Origin of the sequence: Sorangium sp. KYC3313, assembly GCF_052075895.1 — a bacterium.
Lineage (GTDB): Bacteria > Myxococcota_A > Polyangia > Polyangiales > Polyangiaceae > Sorangium > Sorangium cellulosum_B.
Map to the genome: position 1 here is coordinate 6,579,490 of NZ_CP197255.1, position 17,525 is coordinate 6,597,014.

The following is a 17,525-nucleotide window of genomic DNA, read 5'->3' on the forward strand; positions in this document are numbered from 1 at the left end:
CTGTGTGTCGCTCCGTTCGCGCCCGCGCGCGCTCACCTGTGGCAGGCCGAGCAGTGGACGAGGTGCTGCACGCCGAGCTGCTGCGCGATCTGCCGGCCGGTCCGGTCCGCGTCGGGGCCGGGGTCCCAGTCCATGTCCGTGATCGCGGAGAGCGGGCGGAGGTGGCGCTCCGGCGCCCTGTGGCACTCGAGGCACCAGCCCATCGTCATGGGCGTCACCTGCCGGACCTCGGGCATCTGATCCACGCGGCCGTGGCACGTCACGCAGCCGACGCCCTTGTTCACGTGGATCGCGTGGTTGAAATAGACGAAGTCGGGCACGTCGTTGACGCGGTTCCAGACGATCGGCGTGTCCGAGAAATAGCTGTTCCGGACGAGCTCGAGCTTGGGGCTCTGATTCCAGATCTGGCTGTGACAGCCCATGCAGTCCGCTGTCGATGGCATGCCCGCCGTGGCCGACCGTCCGACCGTGTAATGGCAGAACCGGCAATCGATGGCGTCGTCCTGCACGTGGTGCCTGTGGTCGAACTGCACGGGCTGCTGCACGGGCAGGTGCCGCCCGGTGTTCCAATCCGAGCGCACGTAGATCATCGGCGCTGCCACGGCCGCCGCGCCGCCGAGGATGACGGCGGCGATGGCGAGTCGGAAAGCGGTGTTGCTCCAGCGCGGAAAAACGGATGCCATGCTCTCGTGTGGTCGGCCTCGCTCGAAGTGCGGCGATGGGGCCGGTTCCATCGATATCGATGCGTGGATCGCGGGGCTCGTTTCGCGATATCGCCACGCCCCGAACGCCGGCACAGGCGCGTCAGGGGGGCCCGCAGCGGCGCCGTCCGGCGTGCGCGCGCGGCGTGCGCCCTCGATCGCGCGCGGGGCGCGCGGGGCGCGCGGGGCGCGCGGGGCGCGCGGGCGCCTCCAACACCGGATCTCCGCCGCCCTGGGGCTTCGATCTACGATATCGTCAAGCCATGAGGCCGTCGAGCTCAGCCCTGTCGCCCCTTCCGATCATCGCGCTTTCTCTGGCGGCCGAGCTCGCGTTCATCGCCTGCTCGCGCGAGGAGTCGCTCGCTCCGCTGCCGCCCGGCGCGACCTCGTCGGCCGCAGGCGGCGGAGCGGACGCGAGCGGGGGGGGCCGCAGCGAGACGGGCGGCAGCGGGGCTGGCGCGAGTGGGGGTGGCGGCAGCGGGGCTGCCGCGAGCGGCGCTGGCGGCAGCGGGGTTGGCGGCGGCGGCGGAGTCGGCGGCAGCGGCGGCAGCGGCAGCGGCAGCGGAGCCGGCGGCGGTGAGCCCGCGGCGGGGTTCAGCTGCGCGCCGCCGAGCGAGGACGAGGGCGCGCTGAAGCTCACCACGCTCGTCTCCGGCCTCGATCACCCGCTCCTCGTGAAATCCGCGCCGGGCGACCCCACGCGGCTCTTCATCCTGACGCAGCCTGGCCAGATCCTCGTCCTCGACGACGGAGCGGCGGAGCCCAAGGTGTTTCTCGATATCCGGGATCGCGTCTTGTTCAATGACAACGGCGAGCGCGGCCTCCTCGGGCTCGCCTTCCACCCCGATTACGAGGACGGCGGTCGCTTCTTCGTCCACTACACGGACAAGGCGACGGGCGGCAACGCGCGTGTGGTCGAGTTCGCACGGGGAGAGCGACCGGACGTGGCCAGTCCAGACCCGGTGGCCACGTACCTCGAGGTCGTGGATCTACATCGGAACCACAACGGCGGTTCGCTCGAGTTCAGCCCGATCGACGGCTTCCTCTATCTCGGGCTCGGCGACGGCGGGGACAACAACGACGCCGGCCCCAACCATGCCGACATCGGCAATGGCCAGGCGCTCACGACGCTGCTCGGGAAGATCCTTCGCCTCGACGTCTCGACACACCCGTACAGCATCCCGGAAGGGAACATGACGGGCGAAGGCGTCCTGCCCGAGATCTGGGACCATGGCTTGCGGAACCCGTACCGCTTCAGCTTCGACGCGTGCACGGGCGATCTCTACATCGCGGACGTCGGTCACCGCCTCTGGGAAGAGATCAACATCGAGCCGGCCGGGCAGGGACGGAAGAACTACGGCTGGCGCCGGATGGAGGGCGCGCACTGCTTCATCCCCGCGGAGAGCTGCGATCTCGAGGGGACCATCACGCTCCCTGCCGTCGAGTACGGCCACGCCGGGCGGGTCATCGAGGATTGCTCGGTCACCGGCGGCTACGTCTACCGGGGCAGCAGGATCCCGTGGCTCCGGGGGAGCTACTTCTACGGTGATTACTGCAGCGGCAGGGTCTGGACGCTCACCTACGAGGGCGGGGTGGCCTCCGCGCCCGTCGACCGGACGGACGAGCTCGGGTCGTTCGGCTACAGCATCGCCAGCTTCGGGCAGGACGGCGCCGGCGAGGTCTACGTGGTCGATCTCGGCGGCACCGTGTACCGCATCGATCCGGAATGAGCGCTCACGGTTCGCAGTGAGCCCTCAAGGCCCCCGTTCGCCGCGCCGACGCACGGCCGTGCGCGCCGCGCCAGCGCCGGCGCTTACATGGACCAGCGGAGCCCGGCGTAGCGCGGGCCGATGACGAGCTCGGGCGGCGGCGCCGGCGTGGAGGCAGCCTGCTTCTCGGGCTGCACCGGCACCTTGCGGCCGCCGATGATGGCGAGCGGGATGCCGACGCCGGCGAGGACGAGCCCGCCGACGACGAGCCCGACCCCGGCGCCATCCGCGTCGTCCTCCTCGTAGACCGTGTCGTCGGCGAACGGGTCGCTGGAGGTGTCGTACCCGCAGCTGTCGCCGGAGCACGAGGGGGTGGAGGCGATCACCAGGCCCCCGCCCAGGATGGCGATGGTGCCGAGGCTCGTCAGGACGATGCCGGTGACCATCATCCCCTTGCTGCGGCGCTTGGTCAGCGGCGCAGCCGGGGGCGCCGGCGCGTGCGCGGCGACCGGCGCGAGCGGGGCCCCGCTCGCTCGCGGCGCGGCGGGGCCGCCCGGAGGGGGCGCGGCGGCGCCCGCAGGCGCGGGGGGGCCGCTCGGCGGGAGCGCGGCGTCGCGCGCCGGTGCGCCCGCGGGCAGCGGCGGGATGGCCAGCGTCTCCGAGGCACCCGCCCGGGTGAGCTCCACGGATCTCGCGAACGGCGCTCGGCCGGCGGCGGAGGCCTCGACCGTGTGCTTCCCGGGATCCACGGGCACCGGCGTGCCCCACTGCGCGCGCCCGACGAGGGCGCCGTCGCGCTTCACCTGGAGGTCGGCCGGGGAGTCGGCCGGCGCCGTGATCGTCAGCCGGATGAGCCGCGGCTCGAGCGCGGCGGCGCGCTGCCGCGCGACCTTCTCGCGCTCCAGCTGGCCGGCGGCCCTCGACGCGCCGGCCACATCGAGGAACATCGACCAGGCGCTCGCCGTCCGGCCGAGCTGCTCGTAGCAGGCCGCGAGGTTGAACTGCGTGCCGATCCCCGGGTCGAGCCGCTGGCTCTCCTCGAGCTTGGGGCACGCGTCGGCGTATTTGCCCTGGGCCATCAGCTGCTTGGCTGCGTCGAACAGGGCCTGCGCGGCCGCCGTGTCGGCCCTCGCGTCGCGGCCGCCCGAGAGGAGGGCGGCAAGGAACATCGCGAGCGCCAGCAGGCGCCCGAGGTGCTTCACGGGCAGGCTCGTCATGGTGGTGTCCTCACTTGCGATCGTCGAACAGGTTGCCGCCGGGCGGCGCAGCGGCCGGGGCGGCGGGCGGCCGGGTGGCCGGCGCCTGCTGCGTGGCGTGCGTGGTGGCCGGGGGTCGCGGTGCGGCGCTCGGCCGGCGCGGCGCCGCGGGCTTGCCGCTGGCCGGCGTCGCGGGGGGCGCAGGGGCGATCTCGGCCGGGGCCGGCGCCGCCGTGCGGTCGTCCGTCGGCGCGGGGGCCTCGGTGCCGCCGGGCGTGACGGTCGGCGAGAGCGACGCGGGCGCGGTCGGCGGCTGTGCCGCGGCGTCCGCCGGCGACGGCGCGGCCGAGGCGCTGGCGGTCGGCTCGGTCGCTGCGCCGTCGCCGCGAGCGCGGGACGTCAGGAACGCGAAGACTGCGATCGCGGCGATCAGCGACACGAAGGCGCCGGCCGCGACGGCGAGCCCCACCGGCCGCTTTCGCGTCACGACCGTCCCGCTCCACGTCGGCGAGGTGTTCAGCGACGTGTTCACCACGGTCGGCGAGGTCACCCCGCTCGCCGAAGGGAGCTCCGGCCGCGGGGGCCCCGAGCTCCGCGAGATCCCGCTGATCCGGTCGATGGAGAGCCGGGCCCGCCCGGTCGCGAACGGCGCGAGCGCCTCGGCCAGCTCCCCGACGTGGCGGTACCGCTGCTCCGGCAGCTTCTCCAGGCACTTGCGGATCACCGCCTCGAGCGCCGGGGGTACGTCGGAGCGGAACGCGGCGAGGGGGCTCGGGATCCCTTGCATGATCGCCACGCAGAGCTGCGGCATCGTCGCGCCGTCGAACGGCGGCGCGCCGGTGAGCAGCTCGAACAGGATGACGCCGAGCGCCCAGATGTCGGTGCGCGCGTCGACGTCGCGCGAGGACTTGAGCTGCTCGGGCGACATGTAGAGCGGCGACCCCATGATGGCCTTCGTGTCGGTGATCCGCGGGTCGGAGCCGCCGGTCGCCACCTTCGAGATCCCGAAGTCGAGCACCTTCACGCACGGGGAGCTGTCCGCGCGCCGCGTGAGGAACAGGTTCGCCGGCTTGAGGTCGCGGTGGATGATGCCCGCGGCGTGCGCCTCGGCGAGCGCCTCGCAGGCCTGGAGGACGTACTCGACGGCCGCCTGCGGGGTCATCGGCCCGCCCGCGCGGAGCGCGTCGGCGAGGTCGCTGCCCGACAGGTACTCCATCACCATGTACGGCGTGCCGGAGTCGAGCGTCCCGACGTCGGTCACGCGCGCCACGTGCTCGCTCTTGACCTTCACCGCGGCGCGCGCCTCGCGCACGAAGCGCTCGGCGAGCGTGCGCGACTTCGCCGCCTCGGGCAGGAGCAGCTTGATCGCGACCCGCTCCTCCAGCTGGAGGTGGGTCGCGGCGACGACGACGCCCATCCCGCCGGCGCCGATCACCCGCTCGACGCGGTACTTCTCGGCGATGACCTGCCCCGGTCGCACCAGCCCTTCGGCTTCGTCGTGTGTCGGCCCGGTGCTCGTCATGGCTCGGTCCCCTCGCGCGCCGGACCGCGGATCCCGTGAACAGCGCGATCTTCGCGGAAAATCGGGTGCAAAGCCAGCCCACGATAGCCGCCGGGCGTACGGCGATCAATCTCGGGGCTGGGCTCCGTCGCGCCGGCGCGGCCCGCGCGCCGTCGGGTTCGTGCGCCATCGCCGGCGGCCAGCGCGCGGCCCCGCCCGTGCCCGCGCGCCGTGGCGTCCCCATGTCCCTGCCGGCCGCCGCCAGGACGCTTCCCCCGGCCGTGAATCCGGGAGAACATCGCTCACCTCATGGAGCACGGTTACCCCGGCGGCGCGAGCGAGCGGCGCCAGCGGATCCTCGAGGCGACAGAGCGGCTCCTCCGCCGGTACGGGCCTGCCAAGACGACCGTCGCCGACATCGCGCGCGAGGCCGAGATCGCGGTCGGCGCCGTGTACCTGGAGTTCGCCTCGAAGGACGCCATCGTCGAGGAGCTCTCCCAGGGCGAGCACCGCGCCGTCATGGCCGCGATGCGCGCCGCCGCGGTCCGGGACGACGTGCCCTTTTGCGACCGGCTGCGGGCGGTGTTCGACGCCCGCGCGCGCGCCTTCCTGGAGCTCGCCGGCTCGGGCGCGCACGCGTGCGATCTCGTGCATTGCCAGAGCCGCGCCGTGAAGGCCGCCCACGCCCGCTTCCTCGACGAGGAGCGCGCGCTCCTCCGCGATCTCGTCGCGCGCGGCGCCGGCGCCGGCGCGCTCGACGCCGCCGACCCCGAGCTCACCGCCCGCGCCCTCCTGCGCGCCTATGCGAGCTTCGCTCCTCCGTGGCTGTTCCAGGGCTCCCGCGAAGAGGTCGAGGCGATGCTGTCCGCGGTCCACCGGATCGTCCTTTACGGCCTCGTCGGCCGCGGGCCCGCCCGCGAGCCGGGGGGCTGACGCCGCGCCGTCAGCCTCCTGGCCTGCGCAGGCTCGCGGACTCGGATACGACCCAGTCCCTGAAGGCGGCAACCGGCTTTCGCCGCAGGCTCGCGCGCGTGCTCACGAGGTAGTAAGCGAGGCCCGTCGGCAGCGCCGGGAGCCTCGGAAAGAGCAGCACCAGGCGGCCGAGATCGAGCTCTGCGGCCGCGAGCGACCAGCGCGCGAGCGCCACCCCCTGACCGCGCACCGCCGCGTCCACCAGCATCGACGAGTCGGTGAGCTGGCTGTGGCGCACCCGGGCCGGCAGGCGGCGCGAGCGCTCGCGAAACCAGCGGCCCCAGGCGTCGGGGTGGTCGTCCCCGAGCAACACCTCGTGGCTCAGGTCCTCGACGCGCCAGCGCGCGCGCTTGCTCGCGACGCTCGGCGCGGCGGCCACGATCAGGGCGTCGTCCGCCAGCTTGACGGTCACCAGGCCCGGGTAGCTGCCGAGTCCGTAACGGATGCCGATGTCCACCGGCTCTCTCGCGAGATCGACGAGGCGCTCGGTGGCGGAGATGCGCACGTCCACCTCCGGGTGGCTCACAAGGAACTGCCCGAGCCGCGGCACGAGCCAGCGCGCCCCGAACGACGGCGTGACGCTGACCGACACGGCGGGCCGCACGTCCGCGGCGGGCCGCCGCAAGCGGGCGTTCGCCTCGCGCAGCCGGGCGAACACGACGCCCAGCTCCGCAGCCCAGCGCTCGCCGTCCTCCGTCAGGCTGATGCCGCGCGGCGAGCGCCGGAACAGCGCTGTCTCCAGCGTGTCCTCGAGGGCGCGGATCTGGTGGCTGATGGCCGTCTGGGTCACGCCCAGCTCGCGCGCCGCGTGGGTGACGCTCGAATGGCGCGCCGCGGCCTCGAACGCCTGAAGGGCGGTGAGCGACGGCAGCGGCGGAGGGCGATCCCCCGGGGCGGGGCTGGTCATGAGAATTTCTCATGTACCATGGAAAACATTCGTTCGCTCGTCCAGGCGCGCCGCGGTATCCCGGGAGTCATGAAGCTCTACCGACTCCGATATAGCCCCTTCGCCCGCAAAGTTCAGATGCTGCTCGACCTCCTGGGCCGCCCGTACGAGCTGGTCGAGGTGCCGTACGATGATCGCGACGAGCTGGCCCGCGTGACCGGCGGCTATATCTACGTGCCGGTGCTGGTCGGCGACGACGGCCGGGTGACGGTCGAGTCGCGGCGGATCTGCGAGCTCCTGCTCGAGGACCCTGCCGCCCGACGCTTGACGTTGGATGTCCTCGAGGGCCCGGTCTGGGCCTACGCGGACTTCTGCGACGGACCGCTGGAGGACGTGCTCTTTCGAATCGCGTCGCCGCGCATCCGCGACGCCTGGGAGCGGCCGGGTCAGCGCGCCCTGTACACGCTGATCAAGGAGCGCAAGTTCGGCGCTGGCTGTATCGAGCAGTGGGAGCGCGACACCCCGGCGCTGCTCGAGCGCGCGAGGACCCTGCTCGCGCCGACCGTCCGGACGCTGAAGCGATCGCCGTTCCTGTTCGGCGAGGCCCCGAGCCTCGCGGACGCGGCGCTTTACGGCAACCTGGCGATGTTGTTCGAAGCGGACCGGGCGCTGCCCGGAGCGCTGGCGGCGGAGCTGCCGGGGTACGTGTCCCGGCTCGAGCGGCTCATCCCGTCGCGGTGAGCCCGGGCTCCCCCGCCGCGCTGATTGCCCCGCGTCGCGGAGTTCACCCGTTCGGCGGTCAGGAGCGGGGCTGTGGGGATGAGAGCGCGCAACTTGACGAGGCGCACGATGCGGCGCGCTTCGAGCTCAGGGCTCTGTGCGCGCTCTGTGCGCCCGGGGAGCGCCTCGCGGCTCAGGTGCAGACGCCCTCGACGCACTCGCTGCCGCTCGGGCAATCGCACGACGCCTCGCAGGAGATGGCCGGCTCCGGCGGGGGCGCGCAATAGCCACCCTCGCACGACTCGCCCTCGGGGCACTCGCACGAGGCCGCGCACGGCGTCTTGCAGAGCCCCTCGACGCACACGTCGCCGCTCGGGCAGTCGCACGACGCCTGGCAGGCGCCCGGGGTTCCTGGTGAGCTCTCGCCGCCGCCGCTCGCGCTGCTTTCGCCGCCGCTGCTGCTCGCGCCGTCCTCACCATCGGGCTCCTGGGTGTCCTCCTCCGGGTCCGGGCGCTCGAAGTCGGGAGCGTCGTGGACCCTGGGCGCATCGACACAGTCGTCGTCCCAGTAGCAGTCGTCGCCAGTCTCAATGTAGCAACCGACCGCCGTCATCGAGAAGACGGACAAAGAGAGACCGAGACCCCACTCGAAGGCCGTGCGCATGTTCATCGTTCCTCACTCCTGATCAGCGATGGATCCAGGGCAGCGGCGCGGCTCGTCGGCGCGGCGCCCTCTGCCCACTCGGAGCTGCGTGCCCGCTGCCGCGCGCTCCGTTCAACGGGTCGCGCGCCTGCGCACGATCTCGACGGTCGCCGGTCCGGAGCTCCCGGGCGGCGGGATGGACCCCGGCGGTCGATCGCGCCCCCTGGCGTCGATTTCGGCCGTCCGGATCTCCGGCGGTCGATTTCGCCGACCGGGGTTGAACGTTCCCGACCCCTCCGGGCACGAAACCGACGCGCCGACCATGAACGCTCTCCTCCACGCCGGGCACGACGGGGTGTGCCTCACGCCGACCCGGGCTCTCCGACGCTTGTTGATGGCACACGGGCAACGCCGCCGAGCGCGTTCGGGTGTAACGATGATGGCGCAGGGATGGACGGAGATGGGACGGAGCGAGCAGCGGGTTTTCCGGGGGCACAGCCGTCCGGCGACGCCGAGCCCCCGCGCGCCGGGGAGAGGTGGCGCCCGATGAAGACCATGGCGCTCCTCATGCCGTTCTTCTTCTCCCGCGGCGCCGAGCGCGCGCAGGACGCGGAGGAGGAGCTCGTCGAGCGGCTGCGGCGCGGGGACGCCGCGGCGGTCGGCGAGGCGTACGACAGGCACTACGGCGCGGTGCGCGGGTTCGCTCGCCGCCTCACCGGCGACGACGCGTCCGCCGAGGACCTGGCCCACGACGTCTTCATCAGCCTGCCGCAGGCCGCGCAGCGGTTCCGCGGCGGCTCGTCGCTCAAGACGTTCCTCATCGCGATCGCGGTCAACCACGCCCGCCACCACCTCCGCGCGGCCGCGCGGCGCCGCGCCGCCATGGAGCGGCTCGCCCTGGAGCCGGACGAGGAGCACGCGTCGAGCCCCGAGCGGGAAGCCGGCCGCGCCGCGCTCGCCCAGGCCCTGAACCGCGCCCTCGACGCGCTGCCGACGGCGCAGCGCGTGGCGTTCGTGCTCTGCGAGGTCGAGGAGCGCAGCGCGCGAGAGGCGTCCGAGATCATGGGCGTGCCCGAGGCCACCGTGCGCACGCGGCTGTTCCACGCCAAGCAGAAGCTCCGTACGCTGCTGGAGGAGAGGGCCCCATGAAGGACGACGTGCTCCGCGAGGCCGCGCGCGCCCTGCGCGCGGAGGCAGACGCGTCGCGCGGCCGCCGCGACGAGACGCGCGCCCGCGTGATGAGGAGCCTGAAGGCCCAGCGGGCCCGCCGCCTCGCGATGGTCCGCGTGGTGGTCCCGCTGGCCGCCGTGCTCGTCGGATCGGTCGCGTGGGCCTCGGCCGCGCGCTGGTTCCCCGGCGGCTGGGACGACCTCGCGTCGCGGCTCGGGCTGCGCGTCTCCGAGGCGCCCGCCATGCCGCCCGCGCCGCCGCCGCAGCGCGCGCTGTCCGGGCCGCGGCACGCGGCCGAGGCGCCCGCGCCGCCTGCGGCCGAGGCGAGCGCGGAGGCGGTCGCGCCGGAGCCGCCGCCGCCTGCGCCGCTCGCGGAGCCCCCGATCGCCCCTGCGCCGCCGCGCGCGCCGGTGCTGGCGGTCGCGCCGGTCCGGTCGGCCTCGCGCCCGGTCGCGCCGAGCGCCGCGCGCCAGCCGACCGCGCCGCGGCCGGCTGCGGGGGATCCGCAGGCCATCGAGCGCCCGCCGGCCGGCCCCGACGCGGACGCGCTCTACCAGGCGGCGCACCGCGCGCACTTCGTCGAGCGCAACCCGGCGGCCGCGCTCGACGCGTGGAACGCGTACCTGGCCGCCGCCCCGCGCGGCCGCTTCGCGGTGGAGGCCCAGTACAACCGCGCCCTCTGCCTCGTTCGCCTCGGCCGCAAGGACGAGGCGCGGCGGGCGCTCGATCCATTCGCGCAGGGCGCCTTCGGCGGCTACCGGAAGGACGAGTCGCGCTCGCTGCTCGAGGCGATGCGCAGCGCGGACGAGTGAACGTCGCGGCGCGTGAACGAACGCGCCGCGAGCGGGCACAGCACGGTCGATGAACACACCCGCCCTCGCACCTCTCCCCGCGCCGCCGCGGGGCTCGCCGCGCCGTGACCGGAAGACGTCCGCGCGCGGCGCAGGCCTCCGCGCGGGCGTCCTCCTTCTGCACGCGCTCGCGGCCGCGGGCGCCGTCGCCGCGGTCACCGCGCCTCCCGCGCCCGCCCTCGCCGAGGAGCCGAGCGCCGCGGGCGTCGAGCTCGTCGTCGACGGCGCGCCGTGGACGCTCGATCCCGACGCGGTGCGCGCCGCCATCGGGCGCGAGCTCGGCGCCGACGTCACGCTGGCCCGCGCGGCGACCGCCGGGCGCTCCACGCTGGTCCTCCGCGGCGAGCCCGACGGCCGCGTCACGCTGAGCTACAGCGCCGCGGACGGCCGCCGCATCGAGCGCACCATCGACGTCCCGGAGGATCCCGATCGCGCCGCCGAGGCGATCGCCCTGCTCGCGGGCAACCTCGTCCGGGACGAGGCGGCGGAGCTCGCGGCGGCGCTCGGCAAGCGCCCGCCCGAGGCGCCGCCGGCGGCGCAGCCATCGCCTGCGGCGCCCCCCGCGCCTCCCGCCGCCGGCCGGCCGACGCCGCCTCCCCGCGCCGCGCGCCCCGCGAAGGCGACGCGCCCCGCCCCCGCGCCACCGGAGCCTCCTCGGTGCGTGCTCCCCGGCGCGAAGGTCGTCCGCCTCGGCGCCGACGTCTTGCCGTTCGTCGGCACCTCGACCTTCGACGGCACGAACGTCGTCCGCCGCTACTCGCTGAACCTCGTCGCCGGGTACACGGCGGGCGTCGCGGGCCTCGAGCTCGGCGTCGGGGTCAACATCGCGTCGTCGTTCCTGTGCGGCGCGCAGCTCTCGTCCGGCGCCAACCTCGTGCTCGGTCCGGCGCGCGGCGCGCAGATCACGATGGGGCTCAACGTCGCCGGACCGCTCTGGGGCGCGCAGGTCGGCTCGTTCAACGTCGCCGTCGGCCCGGTCACGGGCGCGCAGGGCGGCGCGATCAACGTCGCCGTCGGCGCCGTGGACGGGGCGCAGCTCGGCGCGGCCAACGTCGCGGCGGGCGCCTCGACGGACCTGCAGGTCGGCGTGGCCAACGTCGCCGTGAGCGACGCGACCGACGTGCAGGTCGGCGTGGCCAACGTCGCCACGGGCGCAGCGACCGACGTGCAGGTCGGCGTCGTCAACGTGGCCGCGGGCAAGTCGACAGGCACGCAGATCAGCGTGGCCAACGTGGCCGCGGGCGAGTCGACAGGCCTGCAGATCGGGCTCCTGAACGTCGCCACCGGCAAGGTGGGGGGCGCGCAGATCGGCCTCGTCAACTACGCCGACGACTCGCCGTTCTCGCTCGGGCTGTTCAACTTCATCCGCAAGGGCCGCCTGCACGTGGACGTCTGGGGGCTCGAGTCCGGCATCGTGGTGGCCGGCCTCAAGAACGGGAGCGACCACATCCACAACATCTACGGCGTCGGCCTTCGCACGATCGGCAACCGCCCTCTCCTGGTCTCCGCGCTCGGCCTGGGTGGCCGCATCTCCATCCACCAGCGCGCCTATATCGACCTCGACGTGCTCGGGTACACGCTCCACGAGCCCTCGACGCTCGAGCCCGCGGCCACCATCGCGCAGGCGCGCGCGCTCCTCGGCTTCCGCCTCTTCCCCGAGCTCGCGCTCTTCGGGGGTCCCAGCGTCAACGTCGCGTTCAGCGGCACCCCGAAGGACGCCCAGCTGAGCCCGTACGGCAGCGCCCCCCTCGGCTCCGACGCCAGCAGCACCGAGCGCGCCTGGCCCGGCCTCGTGCTCGGCGTACAGGCGTTCTGATCCAGCCGTCGCGCTCGTCAGCAGGGCGGGTTGACGGACGCGTGAACGAATTTACTTTTCGTTCATCGATTCATGGAGCTCGCCCGAGCGGTTGCTCGCGGCGGTCTACGTGAGCCCATCCGCGCGCTGCGCCGCCCTCACGGGCGGAGGGGCGGCGCGCTGTCCACGCAGTCCACCCGACCTTCGACCGATCCGGCAGGGATGGCGCGAGCCGACCGCTGCCACAGGAGTTCGCATGAGCCAGCTTCGCAGCGGCGCCAGCGCGCCTCGTTCGCCCTTTCCCCTGCTCCCGCTCCGCACCGGCGTCCTCTTTCCCGGCACCGTGCTCACGCTCCCGGTGGGGCGCCCCCGCTCGGTGGCGCTGCTCAACGCCGTCCACGCCGGCGACGTGATCGGCGTCATCGCCCAGCGCGATCCGAAGCGCGAGGATCCGCGGCGCGAGGACCTCCACGACATCGGCACGTTCGCGCGGGTCGTCGACATCTCGCGCGTCTCGAACGGCTACCGGCTGGTGATCGAGGGGCTCGATCGCTTCGCGCTCTCGGCCCTGGTCGAGACCGAGCCGACGTGGCGGGCCGAGGGCACCCTCGCGCCCGAGTTCCTCGGCGACGCCGAGGAGGCGCGCCTGCTCGCGGCGTCGCTGCGCGAGCGCGCCCGCGAGGTCGGCCCGAAGACGGGGACGAACCTCGCCGAGATCGCCGCCACGAGCCGGGCGGAGCCGGGCGTCTTCGCGGATCAGGTCGCCGGCGCGCTCGGCCTGCCCACCGAGAAGGAGATGGAGGTGCTCTCCGAGCTCCGCGTGGTCCCTCGGCTCCAGCGGGTCGCCGGCCTGCTCGCCGAGGCGTCCGCGCTGGCGGACCTCAAGAAGAAGATCGACGGCGACGTGCGGCGCGAGCTCGGCAAGGGCCAGCGCGAGGCGATCCTCCGCGAGCAGCTCCGGGCCATCCAGAAGGAGCTCGCGGGCGGCGAGGAGGGCGAGGACGAGCTGGCGGTCCTCCGGCGGCGCCTCGACGAGGCCGGGCTCCCCGAGGAGGCGCGCGCCGTCGCCGATCGGGAGCTCCGCCGGCTCGAGTCGGTCGGCCCGCAGAGCGCGGAGCACAACGTGATCCGCACGTACCTCGAGTGGATCGCGGACCTGCCGTGGAGCGCGAGGGCGGAGGTGAAGGACGACCTCGACGCGGTGAAGGCGAAGCTCGACGAGGATCACCGCGGCCTCGACGACGTGAAGCGCCGCATCCTGGAGCACATGGCGGTGATCAAGCTGACCGGGAAGGCGCGCGCGACGATCCTGTGCTTCGCGGGCCCGCCCGGCGTGGGCAAGACCTCGCTCGGCCAGTCGATCGCCGACGCCACGGGCCGCCCGTTCGTGCGCATCTCGCTCGGCGGCGTGCACGACGAGGCGGAGCTGCGCGGCCACCGGAGGACGTACGTCGGCGCGCTGCCCGGCCGGATCGTGCACGCGCTGAAGAAGGCCAAGGTGAAGAACCCGATCGTGCTCCTCGACGAGGTAGACAAGCTCGGCGCCGGGTGGCGGGGCTCGCCCGAGGCGGCGCTGCTGGAGGTGCTCGATCCGGAGCAGAACCGGACGTTCGTCGACCACTACCTGGAGCTCCCGTTCGATCTGTCGGAGGTCGTCTTCCTCTGCACGGTGAACGATCTCGGCGCGCTCTCGGCGCCGCTGCGGGACCGGCTCGAGGTCATCGAGCTGTCCGGCTACACGCCGGACGAGAAGATCGCGATCGCGCGGTCGCACCTCGTCCCGAAGCAGCTCAAGGAGCACGCGATCGACCCGGGGTCGCTCTCGATCACGGACGAGGCGCTCGCGGCGATCGTGCGCGACTACACGCGCGAGGCCGGGGTGCGGCAGCTCGGCCGGGAGATCAAGAAGCTCTGCCGGGCGGTCGCGCTGGAGATCGCCCGCGCGGCGGACGGCAAGGCGCCGCGCGTGGTGGTCGAGGCGAGCGATCTCGGGACGTACCTTGGCAAGGTCCGGTTCTTCAGCGACGTGGCGGAGCGGACGAGCGTCGCTGGCGTCGCGACCGGGCTCGCCTGGACGCCGGTGGGCGGGGACATCCTGTTCATCGAGACGTCGCGGATGCCGGGGAAGGGGAGGGTCGAGATCACGGGTCAGCTCGGCGACGTGATGAAGGAGTCGGCGAAGGCGGCGCTCACCTACGTGCGCAGCCACGCCGTCGAGCTCGGCGTCGACACGGCGAAGCTCGAGGCGGAGGACCTGCACATCCACGTCCCTGCGGGCGGCGTGCCCAAGGACGGGCCGTCCGCGGGCGTGACGATGTTCACGGCGCTGACGTCGCTCCTCTCCGCGCGGCGCGTGCGCTCGGACACGGCGATGACGGGCGAGTGCACGCTGCGCGGGCGGGTGCTGCCGGTCGGCGGGATCAAATCCAAGGTGCTCGCGGCGCACCGCGCCGGGATCAAGCGGGTCGTCCTGCCGCAGAAGAACGCGCGCGACGCCGAGGAGATCCCGAAGGAGGTGCGGGCCGAGCTGGAGCTCATCTTCGTCGAGGACATGAGCCAGGTGATCGCGGCGGCGCTGGAGGAGGCGCCGATCGAGGCCGCGGTTCCGGGCGGCGCGGCGGGGGCGGCGGCGGGGGAGCCGGCGGCGGCTGCGTAGCGGAGAGGGGCTGAGCCGAGCCGCCGCGCCGGCGGGGGGCTGTGCGCGGCGGCGCGCGGGCGGGCGCTCGGCCATCCGCCAAGACCGGGGCGGGAGAGCTTGCGCATGAGCCACCGCCCGGGCATGTCTCACTTCGGGCCATGCCTTCTGAGACGTTCCGTCGCGCGCCACACAAGGCGCGCCTGGGGCGTGGAGCCTCCTGGAACCTTATGGCACCTCGTTCGGTGCTCGCCGCGCCCACCCGCGCGCCGCCGCGCACAGCCCCCCGCCGGCGCTCCCATCGTCTCGGGGGTGCCGGTCGAAGGGCGCCGAGCTGCACGGCAGTGAGGCATGCGTACGCGATTCATGACGTCGGCGCGAGCGCGGCGAGGGCGGCCTCGACGGCGACCGACTTGACCTTCTCCATGGGCACGTCGGTGAACTCGATGACGCAGTCGGAGAGGCCGCCGATGGCGACGACGGCGCGGGCGCGGGCGGCGAGGGAGGGGCGCGGGCCGATGAGAAGGCGCATCAGGCGGCGGCGCCACTCGATCATGCGCATGCCCAGGTCGAGGTAGGCGAGCGTGGCGAGGTCGCGGACCACCATCGTGAGGGTGTCGCGGTGGCGGTGCAGGAGATCGAAGTAGTCGGCGAGCAGGACGCGCGAATCAGGCTGCGGGCCCCCCTCGCGCTCGGCGACGAACGCGTCCATTTCCGCGAGCAGCGGCTCGACGATGCTGGCGACCAGCGATTCGCGCGAGTCGAAGTGGTAGTAGAGCGCGGGCTTGGTGATGCCGAGGTGATCGGCGATCTCGCGCAGGCTGGTCCGCTGGACTCCCTGGCGCGCGAACAGCTCGCGCGCCACCGCCTGGATTCGCGCCTTGGTGTCGGAGGGCCGGGCTCGGGGCACCTGCGCAGCGTAGCCGCTTACTTACCGTTCGGTAAGCCTTGTGCAAGACGGGGCCGCATGATTACCTATCGGTAAGTAAGGAGGGGCCCATGGAGATCCTCATTTCGGGCGCCAGCATCGCCGGTCCGGTGCTGGCGTACTGGCTCGAGCGGCACGGGTTTCGGCCCACGGTGGTGGAGCGCGCGCCGACGCTGCGCAAGACGGGCGGCCACGCGGTCGACCTGTTTCGGCCGGCGATGGACATCGTCGAACGCATGGGCGTGCTGGCGCGGGTCGTGGCCAAGAAGACCGGCACCGAGCGCATGACGATGCTGCGCGAAGGGGTGCAAGGGCAGGTCGACATCGACGTCGGCCGGTTGATGCACGCGGTGTCCGACCGCCACGTCGAGATCATGCGCGACGATCTCAGCGAGATCTTCCACGACGCGACCCGGGGCGACGTCGAGTACGTGTTCGGCGACTCGATCGCCTCGCTCGCCGAGGACGAGGCCGGTGTCGACGTGACGTTCGAGCGCGGCGCGCCGCGGCGCTTCGATCTGGTGATCGGCGCCGACGGGCTGCACTCGAACGTGCGGCGGCTGGTGTTCGGCGAGGAGCGGCAGTTCGCCCGCTTCATCGGCGCCTACCTCGCGGTGATCTCGATCCCCAACTACTTGGGGCTGCACGACCACGCGATCGTGCTCGGCGGGGTCGGGCGGATGGCGGCGATCTACGGCTCGCACACGATCGACGACGCGCGCGCGGTGTTCCTGTTCCGCAGCCCGCGCGAGCTCGATGTCCACCACCGCGACGTCGCGCGGCAGAAGCAGTTGCTGCGCGAGGCGTTCGCCGGGGCCGGCTGGGAGGTGCCGCGGCTGATGGCCGAGCTCGATCGGACCCCGGCGTTCTACTTCGACTCGATCACGCAGCTGCGCATGGACTCGTGGTCACGCGGGCGCGTCACCCTGACCGGCGACGCCGGCTATTCGCCCGGGCCGGCCGTCGGCGGCAGCACCAGCCTCGCGGTGGTGGGCGCCTATATCCTCGCCGGCGAGCTGGCCGCGGCCGGCGGCGACCACGCGCGCGCGTTCCAGGCCTGCGAGCGCAAGCTGGCCGACTACGTGCGCCGCAGCAGGGTGTTCGCGCTGAACGCCGCCAGGCGCCTGGTCCCGGGCAGCCGGCTCGAGCTGTGGGCGCTGGCGCAGATAGGCCGCCTGGTCAGCGTGGCGCCGCGCGGGGTGTCGCGCGTGCTGGCCAAGCTGAGCAGCCACGGGGTCCGGCTGCACGACTCGATTGCTCTCAAGGAATACGCGCGGGCGCCGGCGGCGATCCGCCAGTCTGCTGTCCTCGCGGACGCGCCGTGACGCGGGTGGATCCTTGATGTGCCGCTCGGGTGACATCGGCCTGCGGCGCCGTAGCGCTCAGCGAGCGCGGTAGATGCGGAGCACGGTGATCGTCTGCGCCTCGCGCTCGATCGTGAGCACAACGTCGTGGAAGCCCGCGCTGAGGAGGTGGTAGGGCGCCTCCCACGCGAGCTCGCCTTCGCCCGTCTCCGCGAAGCGAACGACCGCCCGGTCGATCATGAAGGCCGAGTGCATCGGCAGACTGTAAAACGTGACCAGAGCAGGGAAGTTCCAGACGACGCGGAAGCTCATCCGCCTTGCTCGCGGGCCAGCTCCTCCAGGGCCCGCGGCAGATCCTCGTGAGCGACGAGGCGCGCCCGGCCCGCCGCGATGTCAGCGAGGTCCTGATCGAGCTCGGCGCGCTGCTCCGGCGTGAGCCTCTGGACACGCGGCGCGCGATCGAGGGCCGCCAGGATGGGGTCGCTCGGCAAGGAACCGGGCCGGGTAGGCATGA

The 17,525-nt window shown here is 73.5% G+C and carries 16 protein-coding genes; 8 read left to right on the top strand and 8 right to left on the bottom strand.

The features are described from left to right. Window positions 1–32: 32 nt before the first annotated feature. Window positions 33–683, bottom strand: coding sequence for a cytochrome c3 family protein (locus ACSRUE_RS25590; protein ID WP_441285877.1), 651 nt, complete (start codon window positions 681–683; stop codon window positions 33–35). Window positions 684–964: 281 nt separating this feature from the next. On the opposite strand from ACSRUE_RS25590, the gene ACSRUE_RS25595 reads away from it, so the two are divergent. Then, window positions 965–2,431, top strand: a complete 1,467-nt coding sequence (locus ACSRUE_RS25595) for a PQQ-dependent sugar dehydrogenase (protein ID WP_441285878.1) — start codon at window positions 965–967, stop codon at window positions 2,429–2,431. Window positions 2,432–2,514: 83 nt separating this feature from the next. On the opposite strand, the gene ACSRUE_RS25600 is transcribed toward ACSRUE_RS25595, so the two are convergent. Both ACSRUE_RS25600 and ACSRUE_RS25605 read right to left on the bottom strand, forming a co-directional pair. Beyond that, window positions 2,515–3,627: a hypothetical protein gene (locus tag ACSRUE_RS25600; RefSeq protein ID WP_441285879.1), complete on the bottom strand. Its 1,113-nt coding sequence runs from the start codon at window positions 3,625–3,627 to the stop codon at window positions 2,515–2,517. A gap of 10 nt (window positions 3,628–3,637) precedes the next feature. Beyond that, window positions 3,638–5,128, bottom strand: coding sequence for a serine/threonine-protein kinase (locus tag ACSRUE_RS25605; RefSeq protein WP_441285880.1), 1,491 nt, complete (start codon window positions 5,126–5,128; stop codon window positions 3,638–3,640). A gap of 288 nt (window positions 5,129–5,416) precedes the next feature. Between ACSRUE_RS25605 and ACSRUE_RS25610 the strand changes: the two genes are divergently transcribed. Next, entirely contained in the window at window positions 5,417–6,040 is a 624-nt protein-coding gene (locus tag ACSRUE_RS25610; protein WP_441285881.1) for a TetR/AcrR family transcriptional regulator, read from the top strand. Between the two features lie 10 nt (window positions 6,041–6,050). Here ACSRUE_RS25610 and gcvA read toward each other — a convergent pair whose 3' ends face one another. Beyond that, complete coding sequence (gene gcvA / locus ACSRUE_RS25615; RefSeq protein WP_441285882.1) at window positions 6,051–6,986, bottom strand: transcriptional regulator GcvA; 936 nt, start codon at window positions 6,984–6,986, stop codon at window positions 6,051–6,053. An 18-nt stretch (window positions 6,987–7,004) separates the two neighbouring features. Between gcvA and ACSRUE_RS25620 the strand changes: the two genes are divergently transcribed. Continuing rightward, a complete protein-coding gene (locus tag ACSRUE_RS25620) occupies window positions 7,005–7,706 on the top strand; it encodes a glutathione S-transferase family protein (protein ID WP_441285883.1) in 702 nt (233 codons plus the stop codon). Window positions 7,707–7,878: 172 nt separating this feature from the next. On the opposite strand, the gene ACSRUE_RS25625 is transcribed toward ACSRUE_RS25620, so the two are convergent. Continuing rightward, complete coding sequence (locus ACSRUE_RS25625; RefSeq protein WP_441285884.1) at window positions 7,879–8,355, bottom strand: hypothetical protein; 477 nt, start codon at window positions 8,353–8,355, stop codon at window positions 7,879–7,881. 519 nt (window positions 8,356–8,874) lie between these two features. On the opposite strand from ACSRUE_RS25625, the gene ACSRUE_RS25630 reads away from it, so the two are divergent. From ACSRUE_RS25630 to lon, 4 genes are all read left to right on the top strand, one after another. Beyond that, a complete protein-coding gene (locus ACSRUE_RS25630; protein WP_012237139.1) occupies window positions 8,875–9,477 on the top strand; it encodes an RNA polymerase sigma factor in 603 nt (200 codons plus the stop codon). Beyond that, window positions 9,474–10,310: a tetratricopeptide repeat protein gene (locus ACSRUE_RS25635; RefSeq protein WP_441285885.1), complete on the top strand. Its 837-nt coding sequence runs from the start codon at window positions 9,474–9,476 to the stop codon at window positions 10,308–10,310. The genes ACSRUE_RS25630 and ACSRUE_RS25635 overlap by 4 nt, the downstream gene beginning before the upstream one ends. Before the next feature lie 49 nt (window positions 10,311–10,359). Next, a complete protein-coding gene (locus ACSRUE_RS25640) occupies window positions 10,360–12,165 on the top strand; it encodes an LA_2272 family surface repeat-containing protein (protein WP_441285886.1) in 1,806 nt (601 codons plus the stop codon). Between the two features lie 235 nt (window positions 12,166–12,400). Then, window positions 12,401–14,800: an endopeptidase La gene (lon, locus tag ACSRUE_RS25645; RefSeq protein ID WP_441285887.1), complete on the top strand. Its 2,400-nt coding sequence runs from the start codon at window positions 12,401–12,403 to the stop codon at window positions 14,798–14,800. A gap of 343 nt (window positions 14,801–15,143) precedes the next feature. Here the strand turns inward: lon and ACSRUE_RS25650 are convergent, their stop codons facing one another. Then, window positions 15,144–15,689 carry a TetR/AcrR family transcriptional regulator gene (locus tag ACSRUE_RS25650; protein WP_441285888.1) on the bottom strand — a complete coding sequence of 182 codons (546 nt, stop codon included), beginning with the start codon at window positions 15,687–15,689 and terminating at the stop codon, window positions 15,144–15,146. 89 nt (window positions 15,690–15,778) lie between these two features. Here ACSRUE_RS25650 and ACSRUE_RS25655 point away from each other — a divergent pair, with 89 nt between their 5' ends. Further along, window positions 15,779–17,032 carry an FAD-dependent monooxygenase gene (locus tag ACSRUE_RS25655; protein ID WP_441293128.1) on the top strand — a complete coding sequence of 418 codons (1,254 nt, stop codon included), beginning with the start codon at window positions 15,779–15,781 and terminating at the stop codon, window positions 17,030–17,032. A 57-nt stretch (window positions 17,033–17,089) separates the two neighbouring features. Here the strand turns inward: ACSRUE_RS25655 and ACSRUE_RS25660 are convergent, their stop codons facing one another. Both ACSRUE_RS25660 and ACSRUE_RS25665 read right to left on the bottom strand, forming a co-directional pair. After that, entirely contained in the window at window positions 17,090–17,323 is a 234-nt protein-coding gene (locus tag ACSRUE_RS25660; RefSeq protein WP_441285889.1) for a hypothetical protein, read from the bottom strand. After that, on the bottom strand, window positions 17,320–17,523 hold the full coding sequence (locus ACSRUE_RS25665; protein ID WP_441285890.1) for a hypothetical protein: 204 nt from the start codon (window positions 17,521–17,523) through the stop codon (window positions 17,320–17,322). The genes ACSRUE_RS25660 and ACSRUE_RS25665 overlap by 4 nt, the downstream gene beginning before the upstream one ends. Window positions 17,524–17,525 lie beyond the last annotated feature (2 nt).